This is a genomic window from Betaproteobacteria bacterium, from assembly GCA_009377585.1.
In the GTDB taxonomy this organism is placed as follows: Bacteria; Pseudomonadota; Gammaproteobacteria; order Burkholderiales; family WYBJ01; genus WYBJ01.
Map to the genome: position 1 here is coordinate 74,122 of WHTS01000012.1, position 17,148 is coordinate 91,269.

Annotated in this window: 17 protein-coding genes; 12 read left to right on the forward strand and 5 right to left on the reverse strand. The window is 65.7% G+C overall.

Features of this window, described 5'->3' with window-relative positions; genetic code table 11:
* Nucleotides 1–155 precede the first annotated feature (155 nt).
* From GEV05_06695 to GEV05_06705, 3 genes are read left to right on the forward strand one after another with little or no spacing between them, the layout of a single operon-like run.
* Nucleotides 156–476, forward strand: a complete 321-nt coding sequence (locus GEV05_06695; GenBank protein ID MPZ43077.1) for a heavy metal-binding domain-containing protein — start codon at nucleotides 156–158, stop codon at nucleotides 474–476.
* A 5-nt stretch (nucleotides 477–481) separates the two neighbouring features.
* Entirely contained in the window at nucleotides 482–1,018 is a 537-nt protein-coding gene (locus tag GEV05_06700) for a heavy metal-binding domain-containing protein (GenBank protein MPZ43078.1), read from the forward strand.
* A complete protein-coding gene (locus tag GEV05_06705; protein MPZ43079.1) occupies nucleotides 1,015–2,067 on the forward strand; it encodes a M48 family metalloprotease in 1,053 nt (350 codons plus the stop codon). Before GEV05_06700 ends, GEV05_06705 begins: the two co-directional genes overlap by 4 nt.
* A 65-nt stretch (nucleotides 2,068–2,132) precedes the next feature.
* Here the strand turns inward: GEV05_06705 and GEV05_06710 are convergent, their stop codons facing one another.
* Entirely contained in the window at nucleotides 2,133–3,257 is a 1,125-nt protein-coding gene (locus tag GEV05_06710; protein MPZ43080.1) for a PhnD/SsuA/transferrin family substrate-binding protein, read from the reverse strand.
* Here GEV05_06710 and GEV05_06715 point away from each other — a divergent pair.
* Entirely contained in the window at nucleotides 3,246–3,695 is a 450-nt protein-coding gene (locus GEV05_06715; GenBank protein MPZ43081.1) for a CoA-binding protein, read from the forward strand. The genes GEV05_06710 and GEV05_06715 overlap by 12 nt on opposite strands.
* Before the next feature lie 16 nt (nucleotides 3,696–3,711).
* Here GEV05_06715 and GEV05_06720 read toward each other — a convergent pair whose 3' ends face one another.
* Complete coding sequence (locus tag GEV05_06720; GenBank protein ID MPZ43082.1) at nucleotides 3,712–4,977, reverse strand: alpha-hydroxy-acid oxidizing protein; 1,266 nt, start codon at nucleotides 4,975–4,977, stop codon at nucleotides 3,712–3,714.
* 257 nt (nucleotides 4,978–5,234) lie between these two features.
* On the opposite strand from GEV05_06720, the gene GEV05_06725 reads away from it, so the two are divergent.
* Together GEV05_06725 and GEV05_06730 are read left to right on the forward strand one after the other, a co-directional pair.
* Nucleotides 5,235–5,780, forward strand: coding sequence for a hypothetical protein (locus GEV05_06725; protein ID MPZ43083.1), 546 nt, complete (start codon nucleotides 5,235–5,237; stop codon nucleotides 5,778–5,780).
* A gap of 238 nt (nucleotides 5,781–6,018) precedes the next feature.
* Nucleotides 6,019–6,810, forward strand: coding sequence for an MBL fold metallo-hydrolase (locus GEV05_06730; GenBank protein MPZ43084.1), 792 nt, complete (start codon nucleotides 6,019–6,021; stop codon nucleotides 6,808–6,810).
* Nucleotides 6,811–6,864: 54 nt separating this feature from the next.
* Here the strand turns inward: GEV05_06730 and GEV05_06735 are convergent, their stop codons facing one another.
* A complete protein-coding gene (locus GEV05_06735; GenBank protein MPZ43085.1) occupies nucleotides 6,865–7,470 on the reverse strand; it encodes a DedA family protein in 606 nt (201 codons plus the stop codon).
* Nucleotides 7,471–7,585: 115 nt separating this feature from the next.
* Here GEV05_06735 and GEV05_06740 point away from each other — a divergent pair, with 115 nt between their 5' ends.
* Nucleotides 7,586–8,860 (forward strand): cardiolipin synthase B, encoded by a 1,275-nt coding sequence (locus GEV05_06740; GenBank protein ID MPZ43086.1) that lies wholly within the window; start codon nucleotides 7,586–7,588, stop codon nucleotides 8,858–8,860.
* A 15-nt stretch (nucleotides 8,861–8,875) separates the two neighbouring features.
* On the opposite strand, the gene GEV05_06745 is transcribed toward GEV05_06740, so the two are convergent.
* Complete coding sequence (locus GEV05_06745; protein MPZ43087.1) at nucleotides 8,876–10,033, reverse strand: prolyl oligopeptidase family serine peptidase; 1,158 nt, start codon at nucleotides 10,031–10,033, stop codon at nucleotides 8,876–8,878.
* A gap of 372 nt (nucleotides 10,034–10,405) precedes the next feature.
* Here GEV05_06745 and GEV05_06750 point away from each other — a divergent pair, with 372 nt between their 5' ends.
* The 5 genes from GEV05_06750 (at nucleotide 10,406) to GEV05_06770 (ending at nucleotide 15,984) form a co-directional block, all read left to right on the forward strand.
* Entirely contained in the window at nucleotides 10,406–11,380 is a 975-nt protein-coding gene (locus tag GEV05_06750) for a tripartite tricarboxylate transporter substrate binding protein (GenBank protein ID MPZ43088.1), read from the forward strand.
* A 171-nt stretch (nucleotides 11,381–11,551) separates the two neighbouring features.
* Complete coding sequence (locus GEV05_06755; protein ID MPZ43089.1) at nucleotides 11,552–11,761, forward strand: hypothetical protein; 210 nt, start codon at nucleotides 11,552–11,554, stop codon at nucleotides 11,759–11,761.
* Between the two features lie 608 nt (nucleotides 11,762–12,369).
* A complete protein-coding gene (locus GEV05_06760) occupies nucleotides 12,370–13,758 on the forward strand; it encodes an MmgE/PrpD family protein (GenBank protein ID MPZ43090.1) in 1,389 nt (462 codons plus the stop codon).
* Nucleotides 13,759–13,934: 176 nt separating this feature from the next.
* The gene (gene ggt / locus GEV05_06765) at nucleotides 13,935–15,599 is read left to right on the forward strand and encodes a gamma-glutamyltransferase (GenBank protein ID MPZ43091.1); all 1,665 of its coding nucleotides are present in this window, start codon (nucleotides 13,935–13,937) and stop codon (nucleotides 15,597–15,599) included.
* 52 nt (nucleotides 15,600–15,651) lie between these two features.
* Nucleotides 15,652–15,984 (forward strand): hypothetical protein, encoded by a 333-nt coding sequence (locus GEV05_06770; protein MPZ43092.1) that lies wholly within the window; start codon nucleotides 15,652–15,654, stop codon nucleotides 15,982–15,984.
* A gap of 6 nt (nucleotides 15,985–15,990) precedes the next feature.
* Here the strand turns inward: GEV05_06770 and GEV05_06775 are convergent, their stop codons facing one another.
* On the reverse strand, nucleotides 15,991–17,106 hold the full coding sequence (locus GEV05_06775) for an NAD-binding protein (GenBank protein ID MPZ43093.1): 1,116 nt from the start codon (nucleotides 17,104–17,106) through the stop codon (nucleotides 15,991–15,993).
* Nucleotides 17,107–17,148 lie beyond the last annotated feature (42 nt).

Consider the following 17,148-nt stretch of genomic DNA (forward strand, 5'->3'; position numbering starts at 1 on the left):
GGAGTCGGTGGAGATCTCCCCTCCTCTCATGAGGAGGGGTGGCGCGCAGCGCCGGGGTGGTGTGGTTTCCTTCTGGAGTAGCACGCAAGTTTTCGTGCCTGCCGCCGTAATAGGCGGTTGCGGCGAGCGGCGCCGCCTGCAAGCACGAGGACACCATGATCGTCAGCAACCTCGAGATCATTCCGGGAAGGCGGGTCGCAGCGCACTTGGGCATGGTCCAGGGCAGCACCGTGCGCGCCAAGCATGTCGGCAAGGACATCTTCGCGAGCCTGAAGAACATCGTCGGCGGCGAGCTCAAGGGCTATACCGAGCTCATGCAGGAAGCGCGGCAGGAAGCGATCGAGCGCATGACCCGGGAGGCGGAGTCGGTCGGCGCCAATGCCATCCTGAACGTGCGCTTCGCGACCACTTCCATCACCATGGGTGCAGCCGAAATCCTCGCCTACGGCAGCGCTGTGCGCCTCGAACAAGCCTGATCGTCATGGGCCAGTTTCTCGACCTGGCGCTGTTTCTTCTCTTGCTGGCGACTGGATATGTGGTCGGGCGCGTCATCGAGCAGCGCCATTACGCTTCGATCCGGCTGCGCGAGCGGCGCTATCGAGACGTGCTCGCCTTCCCCATGCGCTTCACCCCGGACAGCGTCACGCCGCAGCAGGCATTTTTGGTGTACGGCACCGTAGTGGTCAGCGCCGATTACTTCAAGACCTTCGTCGCCGGCTTGCGCAACCTGATCGGCGGCCGCTTTCGCGCCTACGAGACGCTGCTCGAGCGCGCGCGCCGCGAGGCGGTGTTGCGCCTGAAGGAGAATGCACGCGCCAAGGGCGCACGGCTCGTGGTGTGCGTGCGCTTCGAAACCACGTCCATCTCGAGCGGTTGGGCGCCAGCCATCGAAGTGCTTGCCTACGGTACCGCCCTGGTCCCGTTGAGCGCCGATGTGCGCAGCATGGCGCCCGCCGCGGCGGCGTCGACGCGCAACCACGCCTTCGAGTTGTCGCGCTCGTTGCCCGGGACGGCGTGAAGCTCGAGAACCGCCTGCCGGCGGAGGGCACCAACGCCTCCCAGGAGCATCCGCTGAAGGAGTTCGCCTGGCTCGCGGGCGGTGCAATCGCGGTGGTCGTCGCGTTGGTGATGGTGGTTTCGTATTGCGCCCAGTGGATCGCGCCTCGTATCCCGTTCAAGTACGAGCTCGAGCTCGCGCGCGGCATCGAGCTGGCGCCCACCCCGTCCAGCGAGAACGCGCGTGCCGTGCAGGCCGAGCTGCAGGCGCTCGCCGATCGGCTGGTCGCGCGCATGGAGCTGCCGCGTGGGATGAGCGTCCGTATCGGCTACCACGAAAGCGGTGTCGTCAACGCGTTCGCTACGCTGGGTGGCCAGGCGGTGTTCTACCGCGGCTTGCTCGGCAAGCTGGAGAGCGAAGACGCGCTCGCAGCCGTGATGGCGCACGAGCTGGCGCATATCAAGCATCGCCACCCGGCGGCTGCACTCGGGCGCGGCGTCGCGGTCGGACTGATGCTTTCCGTGGTGTCGGCGCAGTTGGGGCGCACCGTGGGAGGCAACGTGCTGAGTCAAGCCGGCATGATGACGCTGCTCACCTTCAACCGGGACCAGGAAAGACAGGCCGACGAGGAAGCCTTGCGTGTGATCGCGGCCGAATACGGGCACGTCGGCGGCGCGCTCGAGTTGTTCGAAGCGTTTATGCGACTGCCGCCCGCGGGCGCGTTTGCCGACAAATCGATTCCGGAGTTTTTGCGTACCCATCCCGTCACGGCTGCACGCTTGCAAGCCGCGCGCGACTGGGCAAGCGAGAACGGCAAAGCGCTGGACGGGCCGCGCCGCGCGCTGCCGCAGGCAATCGCCGCGGCCGCGACGCGCAAGCCGAAGCGCCCTGCGCAAACCGAGCGCCCTGCGCAAGCCGAAGCGCCCTGCGCAAACCGAGCGCCCTGCGCAATCGCCAGACGGAACGCCGATCGTCTACGAACAGCCGCAATAGCGGCCGACGCACGCCTCCGAGATCCTCGATGGAAGGATCGCCGCGCGGCGAAGCGCTTGCAACGTCCGCTGGAATAACGAAGTCTACGGCCTCACGCAGGTTGCAAGGATCGCCACGCGCTGCAGCACGCCGAGGCGCTCGCTCACAATGGCGGCGGGTTCTGCGCCACGCTGCGCTCGGCGAAGCGGTTGTCGACGCATTCCTCGAAAGCAAGGCGCGTGCGGATGAAGCCCGCCGCCAGCATCGCCTCGCGCAGCCATTCCACGCCTTCGCGGTGAAACGTCGGGTCAGTGTTCCATAGGCCAATGGCCTTGTAGCGCTCGATGCAGGCGGCGAGCCGCTCGAGCGGCATGGCCTCGAAATAGCGTCCGATCGCCCCCGCCAGGGCGCTGCCGTCGTGTGCTGCGATCCACCTGAGCGTTCGGTGCATCGCGCGCGTCATGCCGGCCGCGGTGTCGGGGTTGCGCTCGAGAAACGCCCGGGTGGTGTTGAGGCTCGTGTACGAGGTGGGTCCGCGCGCGGCCGCGGCATACCAGACATGGCCCGTGCCGGACTGGACCAGCTCCTCGGCGTACGGCTGGAACACCTGGATCACGTCGGCGTCGCCGGCTGCGAGCGCGCGGGCGTTCTGCGCCATCGTTCCTGCCGCAGTCAGTTGCATCGAAGCGGGGTCGATACCGGCATTGCGCAAATCGTATTGCAGGCAGATCCATGGGGTGGGCACTTCGGTGACGATGGCGAGCCGCTTGCCGCGAAGATCCTGCATGCGAAATGCCGGACTGGGCGTGCGCCCGACGAGGAAGAACGGGTCGCGCCCCACCACTTCGCAGAACCCGACGTAGCCGCCCGCGCGATCGTTGTCGAGCGCTTTCATGATCCGCAGCGGCCCGCCCCAGGACACGTCGCCCGCGCCGGCATTGAGCGAAACGAGCGTCGACCCGGCTTCCGATGACATGGTGATGCGAACGTCGAGACCTTCGGTCGCATACGCGCCCAACGCCTCGGCGGCATAAAACGGCGCGTAGAAGACCGCGCGGAAATTTTCGATGAGGGTTACCATGGTGCGCCCCGCACATGTCGAAGGGACAAGCATAAGCGATTCGGGCGGGCATATGCATTGCACGCCTTTAGACGCCGTAGACACTCGATGCCCCCGTGCAAGGGCTTGGTGTGGGTACGCGAGTCTCCTTCGGCGTGACGTGACCTGAAAAGGCCAGGCCGTAGAGCAGCCAGGCCGTAGACCAGCGAGGAAGCAATGGCTGCACATCCCAACTTCGTTGAGAGCTCGGCCCGGCTACGCAGCCTGCTGGAACAAACGCGGACCATCGCGGTGCTCGGCATCAAGACCGAAGCGCAAGGCGAGCAGGCCGCCTACTACGTGCCGCAATACCTGCAGGCGTCCGGTTACGACGTGATACCGGTGCCGGTCTACTATCCGCAGGCGACCGAGATTCTCGGCCGCAAGGTCTATCGCAAGCTCGCCGACATCCCGCAGCTCGTCGACTTGGTGAACGTCTTCCGCCGCCCCGCTGACATCCCGCCGCACGTCGAGGACATTCTGGCCAAGAAACCGCGTGCGGTCTGGTTCCAGCTCGGGATTCGAAACGACCAGGCCGCGCTCGAGCTCGCCGCAGCCGGCATCCAGGTGGTGCAGGACCGGTGCATCATGGTGGACCATCGAACGCTGCTCGGGGATCGCCGCTAGCGCAAGCGGTCGCCGCTCAGCCCTGCGGGAAACCGTCGAAGCTGCGCGTGGGCATGAGGAGGCTGCGCGTCATCTGTTCGAGCGAGGTGATTCCGAGCAGCGCCATATCGCGGCTCACCTCGTCGTGCAGCAGCTTCACGGCATGATGCAGACCGACCGCACCGCCGATGGCGGTGGCATAGAGAATCGGACGGCCCACGAAGACGAATTGCGCGCCGAGCGCGAGCGCCTTGAGGATATCGGTACCGCGCCGGATGCCGCCGTCCATCATGACCGTCATGTCGCCCGCTTCGGCCTTGATGCCCGGCAGTACGCGCAACGGCGCCGCCGAATGGTCGAGCTGCCGCCCGCCGTGGTTGGAGACGATGATGCCGTCGACGCCGCTACTGCGCGCGATGCGGGCGATCTCCTTGTTGAGCACGCCCTTCAGCACGAGCTTGCCCTTCCATATGTTGCGCATGAGCTCGACGTGCTTCCAGGAAAGCTGATCGCGGTTGCCGCGATCGCGCTCGGCCTTGGTTGTAATCAGCGGAACGCGGCTACCCATGTTCTCGAAGTGCGGCATGCCGTGATTGACGATGGACCTCACCAGCATGCCGCCGAACCAGCGCGGGTGCGACAGGCAATCCCATGCGAGCTGCGGCGTCGGCCGCAGCGGCTTGTAGAAGCCGCTGCGCACGTTGTTCTCGCGATTGGCGTTGACGGGCACGTCGATGGTGAGCACCAGCGTATCGAACCCGGCCCTGATGCAGCGATCGACGAGCGTCTGGATGCGCGCGCTGTCGCCCGGAAGATACGCCTGGAACCAGGCCGTCCGCCCCGCCGCGCGCACGTCCTCCAGGCGCGTGAGCGAGGCGCCGCTCATGATCATCGGGATGTTTTCTTCGGCCGCGGTACGCGCCAGCACGACATCGCCCTGGTAGGCCACCATCGATGTGCCGCCCATGGGCGCGAAGCCGAACGGCGCATTGTAGGTGTGACCGAACAACGTCGCCTGAGTGCTGCGAACCGAGACGTCGACCAGGGCGCGCGGGATGAACGCGAAGTCGTCGAATGCAGCGCGATTCTCGCGCAGCGCCGCGTTGGTTTCGACCCCGCCCGAAACGTAGCCGTAAATGGGACGCGGTAGATAGCGCCGAGCCGGCTCTTCCAGATCCTGCAATGCGAGTATGCCGCGCAGGCGCCTTGGCAGCGTGGTATCGACCTGGGGTTTGACGAAACGGTCGGCCTCCGGTGCGTTGGCGGCGACTGCGTTGTGAACGTCTTCTCCGACGATGGACATGCGATTTTCTCCGATCCGGGTTTCGGCGCCGTTGCTGCCGCTGCCCGGCAGCACCTCCACAATTGTAGCGCGCCGCGCATGCGGCCTGCCTTCGGGGGCAGCGGATCGGTCGCTGCCCATCGGTCGAAAAAAGCGTTACAGTTCGCCGCTCGCGCCGGGAGCGCGAGCGGCGTGGGCGTGCGAAAGGGAACGCGCGACAGCGAAATGTCGCGCACGCCGAGACCAGATCGACGAACTGTTCGAGCGAAGGAGCTGCGATGCCGCGAATCCCGTTGGTTCAGGGAAAGGAGGATGTGCCGGCCGAGCATCATGCCCTGGCCGATCGAATCATCAAGACCTTCGGTGGCGTGGTCGGTCCCTCGACGGTACTGGTGCAAACGCCGAAGCTCGCACCGCCGGTATACGACATCGGTGATTACTTCAGACAGCACTCGGTCGTACCTGCGAAGCTGCGCCTGCTCGGCATCCTGGTGGCCGCGCGCGAGCGCCAGGGCGAATTCGTATGGGCCGCGCAGGTCGGCGCCGCGCGCCGCGCCGGAATACGCGAAGACGTGATCGAGCTTGTTCGCAGCCGAGCAGCGCCGTCGAGTTTTCCGCTGGAGGAGGCCGAGGTGGTGGCGTATGCCGAGCAGCTCATGCGCACGAACCGAGTCGACCAGCCGACCTTCGATGCATTGCGCAACCGGCATGGAACGCCGTGGCTGATCGAGCTCACCGTCGTGATCGGCTATTACGCCATGCTCTGCGGCGTGGTCAGTGCGTTCGAAGTCCCGCCACCGGCCGACGGCGATCCGCTGCCGTAAAGATGCCATGGCGTCGTTTGGCGCCACGAGCGCCGCGACCACCCCGTCCGCGCATTGCGCGTCCCGCCCCTCCTTGCCAGGAGGGGAATACTCGGACCTCAGGAGGGGAATACTCGGACCTCAGGAGGGGAATACTCAGACCCCAGGAGTGGAATACTCGGACCGCCCTCCTCGTCTGGCAGGAGGAGTGGTATGGTTTCTCGCTTATGATGGGCAATCGCAACCGCAGGAGGACGCCATGATCGTCAGGCAGATCTGGACCGCCAATTCGTATCGAAACTTCAACTACCTCATCGCCTGCCCCGAAACGGGAGAGGCGGCTGCGATCGATCCGCTCGACCACGAGAAATGCCTGCGTGCGGCCACGGACGCAGGCTGGACCATCACGCAGATCGTCAACACGCACGAGCATCGCGATCACACCGGTGGCAACGAAGCGCTAGTGCAGAAAACCGGCGCCAGGATCCTTGCGCATCGCAACGCCAAGGACAGGATTCCCGGCATGGCGCGCGGTCTCGGAGCAGGGGACGTTATCAAGGTGGGCCGCACCGTGGAGCTGGAGACGCTCGACACGCCCGGCCACACCATGTCGCACGTGTGCCTGCTGTCGCACACCGATCAGCCGGCCTTGTTCTGCGGCGATACGTTGTTCAACGCCGGCGCGGGCAACTGCCACAACGGCGGTCATCCCGAGGAGCTGTACGCGACTTTCGTCAACCAGCTTGCCAAGCTGCCGCCGGGCACGCTCGTCTACCCGGGACACGACTACATCGAAAACAACCTGCGCTTCACGCTCGACCGCGAGCCGGACAACGCGCAGGCGAAAGCCATGCTCGGCCAGGTCGGCGGGCAGGATCCGAACCACCCTTACGTCACCACGCTCGAGTCGGAGAGCGAGATCAATACCTTCTTCCGCCTGCGTAGCCCAACGGTGATCGCGCGCCTGCGCGAGACATTTCCCGATCTGCCGGATGCTCCCGATGCGCGCACCGTATTTCTCAAACTGCGCGAATTGCGTAACACGTGGTGAACCGCCCCGCGGGGTGGGGCGGCCCCTTACGCTCGTCTCATAGCGCCGGCGGCCTCAGGCGTGCCGCTGGCGCTTGAAGGTGGCGACCCGGTAGAGATAGGTGCCGGCGATGGCAGCGAACACGAGATTTGCGGCGGGGTCGAGATAGCGGGCGACCTGCTCATACTGATCTTCCAGCAGGTAACCGGCACCTGCGAGCGCGCTCGTCCAGAGCGCCGATCCGATCGCCGAGTAGAGCAGGAAGCGCCCGAGCTGCATGCGGGTGATGCCGGCCGGGACCGAAATCAACGTGCGTACCGTGGGCACCAGCCGTCCGAGCAGGACGGCCTTGGCGCAATGGCGACTGAACCAGTCGGTGGCCCGAGTCAATTCGTCCGGATAGACGGCGATCCAGCGCCCGCCGCGCTGCGCCCAACCTTCCAGTCGCTCAAGGCCGATCCTTCGTCCGAGGAAGTACCAGAACAGCGCGCCGAGCAACGAGCCCGCGGTGCCGACTGCCGTCACTGCCACGATGTGCAGATCTCCGCGCGCGGCATTGAAGCCGGCAAGCGGCATGATCACCTCGGAGGGCAAAGGCGGAAAGAGGTTCTCGGCCAACATGAGCAGGAAAACGCCCGCGTAGCCCGTCTTCTCCAGGAACGACGTGATGAAATCGAACAATGGCGTCCTTGCCGTGGCGCCGGCGCTCCAGCCCGTGAACGGAAATTGCTATGGAGCGCAGGTGCGGGCCGGCATGCAGTAGGATGCCCGCCTTGCAAACCCTGCGCCCGCGCTCATGACGAGAAGAACCAAGGTGATCCTGGCGACCGTCGTCATCACTGCCATCGTCGTCGTCCTGTTGCTCAATCTTTCGCTGGGCGACAAGCAGGTCGACCGGAAAATCGCATCGCTCTACACGATAGCCGACGCGCAATTCGCGCGCACGATGGGCGTCATGCTGGGCCCCGCTCTGATTCCCGGCAATCACGCCGAGGCGCTGCTGAACGGGCACGAGATCTTCCCGGCGATGCTCGCAGCCATCCGCGGGGCGAAACGGACCATCACGTTCGAAACCTACATCTACTGGTCCGGCGATATCGGCAAGCAGTTCGCCGAGGCGCTGTCCGAGCGTTCGCGCGCCGGCGTGAAGGTTCACGTGCTACTCGACTGGGTGGGCAGCAGCAAGATGGACGAAAAATTGCTCGCGGCCATGAAGGAAGCCGGCGTCGCGCTGCAGCGCTACAACCGGCCGCGCTGGTACAACATCGGCCGGCTCAACAATCGCACCCACCGCAAGCTGCTGGTGGTCGACGGCCGCATCGGTTTCACCGGCGGCGTGGGCATTGCCGACGTATGGAGCGGCAACGCCCAGGATCCCGAGCACTGGCGCGACACCCACTTTCGCATCGAGGGGCCGGCGGTCGCGCAAATGCAGTCGGCATTCATGGACAACTGGGTCGAAGTGACCGGGGAAGTGCTGCACGGCGAGCCCTACTTCCCGTCGATCGAAAAGCACGACGATCACTTCGCGCAGGTCTTCACCAGCTCCCCCGGCGGCGGCTCCGAGAGCATGCAGCTCATGTATTTGCTGTCGATCGCGGCGGCCGCGCACAACATTCGGATGTCCGCATCGTATTTCGTGCCGGACGACGTATCGGTCGGCATGTTCGCCGCCGCGCTCGAGCGCGGCGTGAAGGTGCAGATCATCCTGCCCGGGCCGCATATCGATACGGAGATCGTGCGGCGGGCGTCGCGCTCCACCTGGGGCAAGCTGCTGCGTGCGGGCGCGGAAATCTACGAGTACCAACCCACCATGTTCCACTGCAAGGTGATGGTGATCGATGCGCTGTGGAGCTCGGTCGGTTCGACCAATTTCGACAACCGCTCGTTCGCGGTGAACGACGAGGCCAACCTCAACATTCTCGATGCCGCGTTCGCCCGCCGCCAGATCGAGATCTTCGAGCAGGACCTGAAGCACTCGCGCCGCATCACGCTCGAGGAGTGGGAGAACCGGCCGTGGACCGAAAAGCTTTGGGAGCACACGCTGGGGCTGCTCAGCTCGCAGTTGTGAGCCGCGTGCACTGAGCTACATGCTCTCGGCCAGCCAGTCGGCGATGTAGTCTACGCCGCGCTGCCGGTCGTCCACCTGCACGTGCTCGGCCGCACCTTCCTCGCGCGTGAAAATCTTGAGCGTCTTGCGCCGCGCTCCGATCGCGGCGTGCAGCTTGTGCGCCGAATCGACGCGCACGACGCGATCCTCCTCCCCGTGCAGGATGAGGAAGGGACATTGCACTCGCTGGGCAACACCCTCGAGCGAGAACTTTCTCGCGATCGCCATGGCCTCCTGCTCGGAACCGGCGCCGACGACCCATTGGAATTGGAAGGTGGTGGAAAAGCTGCCGCTGGGATTGGTGAGGTTGTCCCGGTAGATCTGCTCCACCCAGGCTGCGATGTCCCAGTGCATCGCGCCGAACGCGACCCCGGCCGCGTAGCGCTTTTCGAACGCGCAGACCCGCGGGACCTGATAGCCGCCGAAGCTGTAGCCCATCACCGCGACGCGCTGCGGATCGACTTCGGGCCGACGGGACACGTACTCGTATGCCGCCGTTCCCGGCACTTCGTAGTCGTAGCGGCTGTGAATGCCGCGGGCACGCAACGCTTCGCCTTGTCCCGGACCGTCGATGGAAAGCACGTTCATGCCGCGCAAGCTGAATTCCAGGCCGCAGAAGAGAATGCTCATCTCCTTGCAGTTGTCCATGCCGTCGAATACGACCACCGTCGGCGCGGGGCCGGAGACGCCTCGGGCCTTCAGGAAGTACGCCGGCAGCGTGGTGTTCTCGTACGGCACTTCGACGAATTCGATCTCGGGGTAGCGCCGCCGCAGGCCCTCCTGGCAGCAGCGCAGCGACTTCATGTAGTGGCGTCGCTTTTCCTCGCCCGGCGCAATGAAGCGCTCGCCGGTGTAGTGGTAGAAGCCTGCGCGCAGGAAGAAATGTCCCGCGCTGTGATGGCGACCCGCGGCCGCGGCTGCCTCGGCTTCGGACTCGAGCTTCTGCGCCATCGCGCCCCATGCTTCGACCCAGGCATTCGGATCTTCCCCTCGCGCAGCGATGCGATCGGTGATCGCGTCGATCTCTCCGATCGCGACGGCGCCGTAGGGGGCGAGCCCCTTGCACACGAGCGTCGCATTGGAATACTTGAAATTGTCGGGAAACGAATCGATCCAGTGTGTGACTCGATCCATGGCGTCGTCCTGGTTGTGTCAATCGAGTACAGGCGTCGGATGTCGTGCGGGCCGGCATGCAGAAGGTAACTTCGCCGCCAGCTCCTCCAGCGAGAGTACCCAGCCGAGCCGTCGCCGGACGTTGTCCAGCGCGTCCTTCATGCGCTGGACAGTGCGAGTACGATCGACGGGTTGTGCCATCGCTATCTCCAAGGCCAAGCAGCATCCGAAACCTCGGTTCCGGGCGTACGTTGGCGCGGCAGCAAACCGGCGTACGCCGCCACCACGGCTCGATGATAAGGCAAGCGGCGCCCGCCGGAGGCTATACTGCTCGTATCGAGCGCCGCATAGCGCCGAGCGGGCTCATTTTCCGGGAATCGAGAGGAGCGGACGATGAACGTGCTGAGCGGTCGGACGACAGCCGGGTTGCTTCTTGCAGGCGTTGCGTTCGCTGAAACGCCGGCGCTCGCCCAGGACTATCCCACGCGGCCCATCCGGGTGATCGTGCCGTTCTCTCCGGGCGGCGCCACCACCGCGACCTTGAGGATGGTGGAACCTGGCATGAGCCAGGTGCTCGGCCAGTCGGTCATCGTCGACAACCGTCCGGGCGGCTCGGCGACCATCGGCACGAGCCTGGTCGCGAGATCGGCACCCGACGGCTACACGGTCGGCGTGGCGAATACCTCGTTCGCGACCAACCCGCTGTTGTTCGCGAAGCTGCCGTATGACACCGACAAGGACCTGCAGCCCGTTAGCCTGATCGGTATCACGCCGTTCGTCATGTCCGTCCATCCGTCGGTTCCGGCGCGCAGCGTGAAAGAATTGATCGCGCTTGCGCGCGTGAAGCCCGACGCGATTACCTTTTCCTCGTCCGGCATCGGCAGTTCTTCGCGTCTCGCCACGGAGTTCTTCATGCACCTCACCAAGACCAAGATGCTGCATGTACCTTTCCAAGGCGGCGGGGCTGCGCTCACCGCAGTGTTGAGCGGCGAATGCGCGCTCTTCTTCAGCAGCATTCCGCCGGCTATCGGGTACTACAAGTCCGGACGCGTGCGTCCACTCGGCATCACCAGCGCTAAGCGCGATCCGTCGTTACCTGACGTTCCGGCGATCGCCGAGACGGTCCCGGGATTCGAGCACTTCGAATGGACGGGATTGGTGGTCCCTGCAGGAACGCCGCCGGCGATCATCGCCAAGCTGCAACAGGCGGTCGCCAAGACCGTGACCGACCCAGCGCTCAAGCAGCGCTTCGCCGCGCTCGGCGCATGGCCCAGGGGCAGCACGACTGCTGAGTTCGCGGCGTTCATCCAGGCCGAGCGCCGGAAATGGGCGCCGGTCATCAAGGCAGCGAACATCCGATTGAATTGAAGCAACGGTTGGCGCGAATCCGCACCCCGGCCGCCACCGCGGCGATTCCGCACAGCGTCAGCAGCCACGTGTGCGGCTCCGGGACGGGCGCCACGTCGGCAAGGGTCGAGCCGATCGCCCAAGGCAACCGCGCTGTTGTTGTAGCGGCCGATCAGCAGCAGCGTCTGGCCGTTGCTGAAGGCTTGGTCGTCGCCGCCCGTCGTTACCTGTCCGCCAGTAGCGGACGTCGCCGCGCTGGCGCGGATGGCGCGCACGCCTGCGGCCGATTCGCCGAACGTGATCGAGCCGCCGCTGGCGTCGTCGATCAGGCCGATGCTCGCGAAACGATTGCCGTTGCTCGCGTCGTTGAAGGTGAACAGCGCGCTGAAGAAAATTGCCTGACCCGGCAGGGATGGATACGGGCTGGGCGAAGCCGACCGAGCCGTTGGAGGTGGTTCCGCTCAATTGGGTGAGCTTGGCGCCCGCTACGCGCGGCGCTCCCGCCAGGTTGCCGTAATCGAGACCCGGTGCCGATACGCGCAACTGGTAATTCTCGTTCACCACGTCACTGACGTACGTTCCTGCGAGATTGCGGCCGGTTGCGGATGTGCCGTTCAGGATGGACGGGGCGGAATAGTCGAACGGTTCGTAAACGAGCAACGCAGCGCCCGCGTGCAGCGGAACAGCGAGGCCGGCGGCCGCCAACACGCGTACGAGGCGGTTCGGCAACGAAGCAGGGGGATTTCTCGACATGGCTGCTCCTGCGTGAATTGTCGATGCACTGCGGCCTCGACGCGAATGCTTGCGTAGGGCATCGGTTCATCTGTCGACTTGAAGCGTCGGCGCGGTGCGTGTGCTTGCAGCGTAGACAGCATGCACGCGCCATCCAAGTGACTAAAGTCACGCCCGCATGGCTGTCGAGTCCTCGCGCAGGTCGCGGCGCCGTTCGCACGCCGCCTTCGCATGGTTCACAATAACGGTTCCGAACCATCGTGCAGGAGGCGACGCACATGCCGAGCACCACGCTCACGATTGCGGAAACGCTTGCGCAGTTCGCGGCTGCGCAGGACTACGACGCCCTCCCGGCGCCGATACGCGAGAAAGCGCGCACGCATCTGCTGGATTCCGTCGGCGTCGCGCTGGCTGCGACCGGATTCGAATTCGCGCGGCGCGCCTACGAGGGCTTGAGCCGCTTCGGCGGCGGCGAGCACCAGGTCATCGGCATGCCGGGCCGGCTACCGTTGCGCGATGCCGTGTGCATGAACGGCATCCTGGTGCACGGCATCGAATACGACGACACTTCCATACTCGGGCGGATTCATCCGAGCGCATTCTGCGCCCCCGCGGCGCTGGGCGCGGGCGCATTCGCTCGTGCCAGCGGCAAGGCGATGCTCGCGGCCTACGTTGCCGGCGTGGAGTGCGCGATCCGCGTCGGCGCGGCGGCCAAGGGCGGCTTCTCGCCCGCAGGATTCAACGCAACCGGCGTAGTCGGCGGCTTCGGCGCCGTGATGACTGCAGGCAAGCTGCTCGGCCTGGATACCGACCGGCTCGCTGCCGCACAGGGCATCGTCTACACCACCGCGGCAGGAAACCGCGAGTTCGTCGCAACCGACGGGTGGACCAAGCGCCTCGACCCCGCCTGGGCGGCTGTCAGCGGCGTCACCGCGGCGAGCCTGGCGCAGTCCGGCTACATGGCTTCCCCCACGCCGTACGAAGGCCGCTACGGGCTCTATCGGGTGTATCTCGAGCACGAGGTCACGGCGCAGGATATCGAGCTCATCACCGCCGGGCTGGGAGACGAGTGGCACTTCGGCGCGTTGTCGCTCAAGGGGCTTGCGTCGTGCTATTTCAATCACCCGCTGATCAATGCCACCATTGCGATCATGAACCGCCACGACCTGGTGCCGGGCTCGATCCGAAGCATCTGCGTGTACCTGCCGCGCGCGGCGATCGATACCGTGTGCGAGCCGAGCGCCGCGAAGTACGCACCGACGGATCTTGCGGGGGCGCTCTTCAGCGCCTACTACAACGTTGCCTCGGCCGCGGTCCGTCGCCGCCTCACGCTCGACGAGCTCCAGCCCGAGGCCCTTGCGGACCCGGAAGTGCTCGCGCTCGCCCGCAAGGTGAGCTACGCGATCGATGCCGAATCGACCTTTCCGCGCCACTACTCGGGGGCGGTCGAGATCGTGACCATGGACGGGCGAACGTACAGCGACCGCGAGGACGTCAACAAGGGATCGAGCGAGCAGCCCATGAGCCAGGCCGAGGTCGAGGTGAAGTTCATGGACAACGCGTGCCGCGTCATTCCGCGTGCGCGCGCCCAGGCGATGATGGATGCAATTCTCGACATCGAGCGGGTCGCCGACGTGAGCGAGTTGCCGCTGGCGGCGGATTCCTGAAGGAGGGCAGCCGGAAGCATCGTGCTGTCCGCTGCTGCGAGCAGGTTCCTGGGTAGGAGACGAGGGAAATGCGGCGCGTCAGCATCCCCTCCGGCGCAGAGCCCGCTCGGCAATTGCGATCGGCGAAGCGCGTATGTTAGGTTCATGCACGCAATGATCGAGAAAGCGGGGATGCGATGAAACCGGATGACGGATCCTGGACGTTGAGCGCCGCGGAGGCGGCACGGGCACGGCAAAAGCCGGAAGCTTTCGGCGTGCGCGGTATGGTGGCCTCGGCGCATCCGGCCGCGGCCGCGATCGGCATGCACGTGATGCAGCGCGGCGGCAATGCGTTCGATGCGGCCATCGCGGTGGCGGCCGCGGAAGGCGTAGTGCTGCCGATGAAGTGCGGGCTGGGCGGCGATGCCTTCGTATTGGCGCATTGCGCGAAACGGGGCGAGCTGCTTGGTTTCAACGGCAGCGGCGTGGCGGCAGCGGGTGCGAGCCAGGAATACTACGCAAGCCGCGGGCATAAACAGATGCCGCTGGAAGGCGTGCACTCGGTTTCGGTGCCGGGCGCGCTCGGCGTGTACGAGGCGCTGTGGAAGCGCTACGGCACGCTCCCATGGGAAGAACTGTGGCAGCCGGCGATCGATCTCGCCTCGCGCGGGGTCGCGATCACCGACTATATTCATCATCGCATCGCCGAACGGGCCGACGCCCTGGCGCGCTATCCCTATTCGGCGGCGATGTACTTGCCCGGCGGCCGGCCGCCTGTCGCGGGCGATCGCTGGAGCGCGCCCGATCTCGCCCGCACGCTCGCCATCGTTGCCAAAGGCGGCGCGGAAGCGTTGTACCGGGGCGAGATCGGCGAACGGCTGGTGCGCTTCCTCAAGGACGAAGATGCGTTGTTCTCCAGAGGCGATTTCGCCGGTCAGCAGCCGGTCGTATATGCGCCGATCGCGACCGACTACCGCGGCTCGACGGTGTACCAGACGGCGCCGCCGTCGCAAGGCTTTCTGGTCCTGGAGCAGCTCAATATTCTCGAAGGTTTCGATCTGTCGAAGCTCGCGGCCTTCGGGGCCGAGCGCATTCACCTGCTCGCCGAAGCGAAGAAGCTCGCGTTCGCCGATCGCAACCGCTATGCCGGCGATCCGGCGCACGTCCGCTGGCCGCTCGAGACGCTGATCTCGAAGGCGCACGCAGCCGCACGGCGCAAGGAGATCGACCCGCACAGGGCGGGATGGCCGGCCGGGGCGCAGCTCGCCGAGCATGGCGGCGATACCAGCTACTTCTGCGTGGCCGACGGCGACGGCAATGCGGTTTCGTTCATTCACAGTCTGTCGAATTCGTTCGGCTCCGCTGTGGTCGCGGGCGACACGGGTATCACGCTCAACAATCGCGCCGGCCGCGGCTTCAGCCTCGATCCGGAGCATCCGAATGTCATTGCGCCGGGCAAGCGCACGATGCACACGCTCAACGCCTGGATGCTGTTCCGCGACCACAAGCCGTGGCTGATCGGCGGCACGCCGGGCGGCGATCAGCAGGCGCAGTGGAACGTGCAGATGATCACCGGCATCGTCGACCACGGCCTGGGGCTGCAGGAAGCGGTCGATGCGCCGCGCTGGTACAGCTTTCCCGGCACCGATCCGGCCAACCTGGACCGCGAGCCGGTCCTGCGCATCGACCAGCGGATTCCCGAATCGGTGCGGGAGCGGCTTGCCGGCTACGGTCACCGCATCGAAGGGCTGGCGCCGTGGGCGGGCGGCGGCGCGGTGCAGATCATCGAGCTCGACCGCGCCCGCGGTGTGCTGCGCGGGGCGAGCGATTCGCGTCCGGGCGGCATGGCGCTCGGCTTCTGAGCGCACGCGAACGCGGCAGCTGAAGGTCGGATTGCGGACGAGGGGCCATTCGATGGACAAGGAAACCCGCGGACTGATGCTCAACATGGCAACGGTCGATCCCGCGCACGAGGACGAGTTCAACCGCTGGTACCACGACGAGCACATCCCGGACGTGCGTGAGCGCTTCCCGCAGATCACGCGCGTGCGTCGCTACCGCGCCACCGACGGGCAGGAACCGCGCTACCTGGTCGTGTACGAATACGACGTCTCGGACGAGGACGAGTTGAACCGCCTCATCAGCGCCGACCATCCCATGCGCAAGGAATTGTGGCGCCTGTACGACGAGGCGGTCGGTTCCTTCGCGCAGCGCACCCGGCGCGCGTTCTGGCAGGTGTATCCCTGAAGCAGCCTACTCGCCCGGCGCTTTGACGCCAGCCAGCCGCTCGATCAGCGTGAAAATCACGCTGGTGTCCTTCTCCCCCAGCCCGGCCGCAAGGGCGGCCTGCTGATAGCGCTGAGCGACGTTGCCGAAGCTCACCGGCACGTGCAAATCCCGGGCGATCGAGTTGAACGTGTCCAGGTCCTTGTTCATGAGCTGGACCTTGAAGCCGGGCTCGAAGTTACGCGGGATGAGCGCGCGGTGCACGCGCGCCAGCGCGTTGCTGTTGCCGCTGCTGTCCTTGATGATCGCGTGCATCGTTTCGAGATCAAGCCCCGACTTGATCCCGACCATCATGCCTTCCATCATGGTGAGCGCATTCACCGACGACATCATGTTGTTGATCGCCTTCACGGTGTTGCCGGCGCCGACGGGGCCGACCCGATAGATGTTCGGCCCGATCGTGCGCAGGATCGGGCGCACCCGTTCGAGCACCGCTTCGTCGCCGCCGGTCATGATCGCCAGCGTCGCTGCGCGCGCGCCGGTGACGCCGCCGCTCACCGGCGCTTCCAGGAACTGAACGCCGCGGGCCTTGGCCAGCGGCTCGAGCTTGCGCGGCGTCGAAGGCAACACGCTGCTCATGTCCACCAGCACGTTGCCCGGTTTGGCGCATTCGATCAGCCCGCCGGCGCCGAGGTACAGGTCCTCGACTTCGGGCGAGCCGGGCAGGCAGGTGAGCAGAACCTCCGCTTTCTCGGCCACCTGTTGCGGCGACGAACCCGCGCTCGCTCCGGCCGCGACCAGGTTCTTCATCGCCGCCGGATTCTTGTCGAACACCGTGAGCGTGAAGCCATTCTTCAACACGTTGCCGGCCATGGGGTTGCCCATGTTGCCCAGGCCGATGAATCCCACCGAAGCCGTCATGATTCTCCTCCCGTGGATGCGGTGCGCGCGCCGCGAATCGTGAACGATACCCGGACCGCGTGCGCTCGAATCCGAGAATACACCACCCCGTCCGCGACAACGTCGCGTCCAGCCCCTCCTTCGCAGGAGGGGAGCGACAGGTTTTCCCCTCCTCTCAAGAGATGTGATGGTCACCTCCCGCCCCCCTCGGGGGCGAGGGTCCTCCAACCTGCTAGACGGCATCAAATGTGCCAAAGTGGGTAGTTGGAGCTCACCACGCAGAGG

Excerpts from the sequence above, each read along its gene's own strand:
- GEV05_06695 (MPZ43077.1), top strand. The coding sequence starts at position 156 with ATGATCGTCAGCAACCTCGAGATCATTCCGGGAAGGCGGGTCGCAGCG.
- GEV05_06700 (MPZ43078.1), top strand. The coding sequence starts at position 482 with ATGGGCCAGTTTCTCGACCTGGCGCTGTTTCTTCTCTTGCTGGCGACT.
- GEV05_06715 (MPZ43081.1), top strand. The coding sequence starts at position 3,246 with ATGGCTGCACATCCCAACTTCGTTGAGAGCTCGGCCCGGCTACGCAGC.
- GEV05_06710 (MPZ43080.1), bottom strand. The coding sequence starts at position 3,257 with ATGTGCAGCCATTGCTTCCTCGCTGGTCTACGGCCTGGCTGCTCTACG.
- GEV05_06720 (MPZ43082.1), bottom strand. The coding sequence starts at position 4,977 with ATGTCCATCGTCGGAGAAGACGTTCACAACGCAGTCGCCGCCAACGCA.
- GEV05_06725 (MPZ43083.1), top strand. The coding sequence starts at position 5,235 with ATGCCGCGAATCCCGTTGGTTCAGGGAAAGGAGGATGTGCCGGCCGAG.
- GEV05_06730 (MPZ43084.1), top strand. The coding sequence starts at position 6,019 with ATGATCGTCAGGCAGATCTGGACCGCCAATTCGTATCGAAACTTCAAC.
- GEV05_06740 (MPZ43086.1), top strand. The coding sequence starts at position 7,586 with ATGACGAGAAGAACCAAGGTGATCCTGGCGACCGTCGTCATCACTGCC.
- GEV05_06745 (MPZ43087.1), bottom strand. The coding sequence starts at position 10,033 with ATGGATCGAGTCACACACTGGATCGATTCGTTTCCCGACAATTTCAAG.
- GEV05_06750 (MPZ43088.1), top strand. The coding sequence starts at position 10,406 with ATGAACGTGCTGAGCGGTCGGACGACAGCCGGGTTGCTTCTTGCAGGC.
- GEV05_06760 (MPZ43090.1), top strand. The coding sequence starts at position 12,370 with ATGCCGAGCACCACGCTCACGATTGCGGAAACGCTTGCGCAGTTCGCG.
- ggt (MPZ43091.1), top strand. The coding sequence starts at position 13,935 with ATGAAACCGGATGACGGATCCTGGACGTTGAGCGCCGCGGAGGCGGCA.
- GEV05_06770 (MPZ43092.1), top strand. The coding sequence starts at position 15,652 with ATGGACAAGGAAACCCGCGGACTGATGCTCAACATGGCAACGGTCGAT.
- GEV05_06775 (MPZ43093.1), bottom strand. The coding sequence starts at position 17,106 with ATGCCGTCTAGCAGGTTGGAGGACCCTCGCCCCCGAGGGGGGCGGGAG.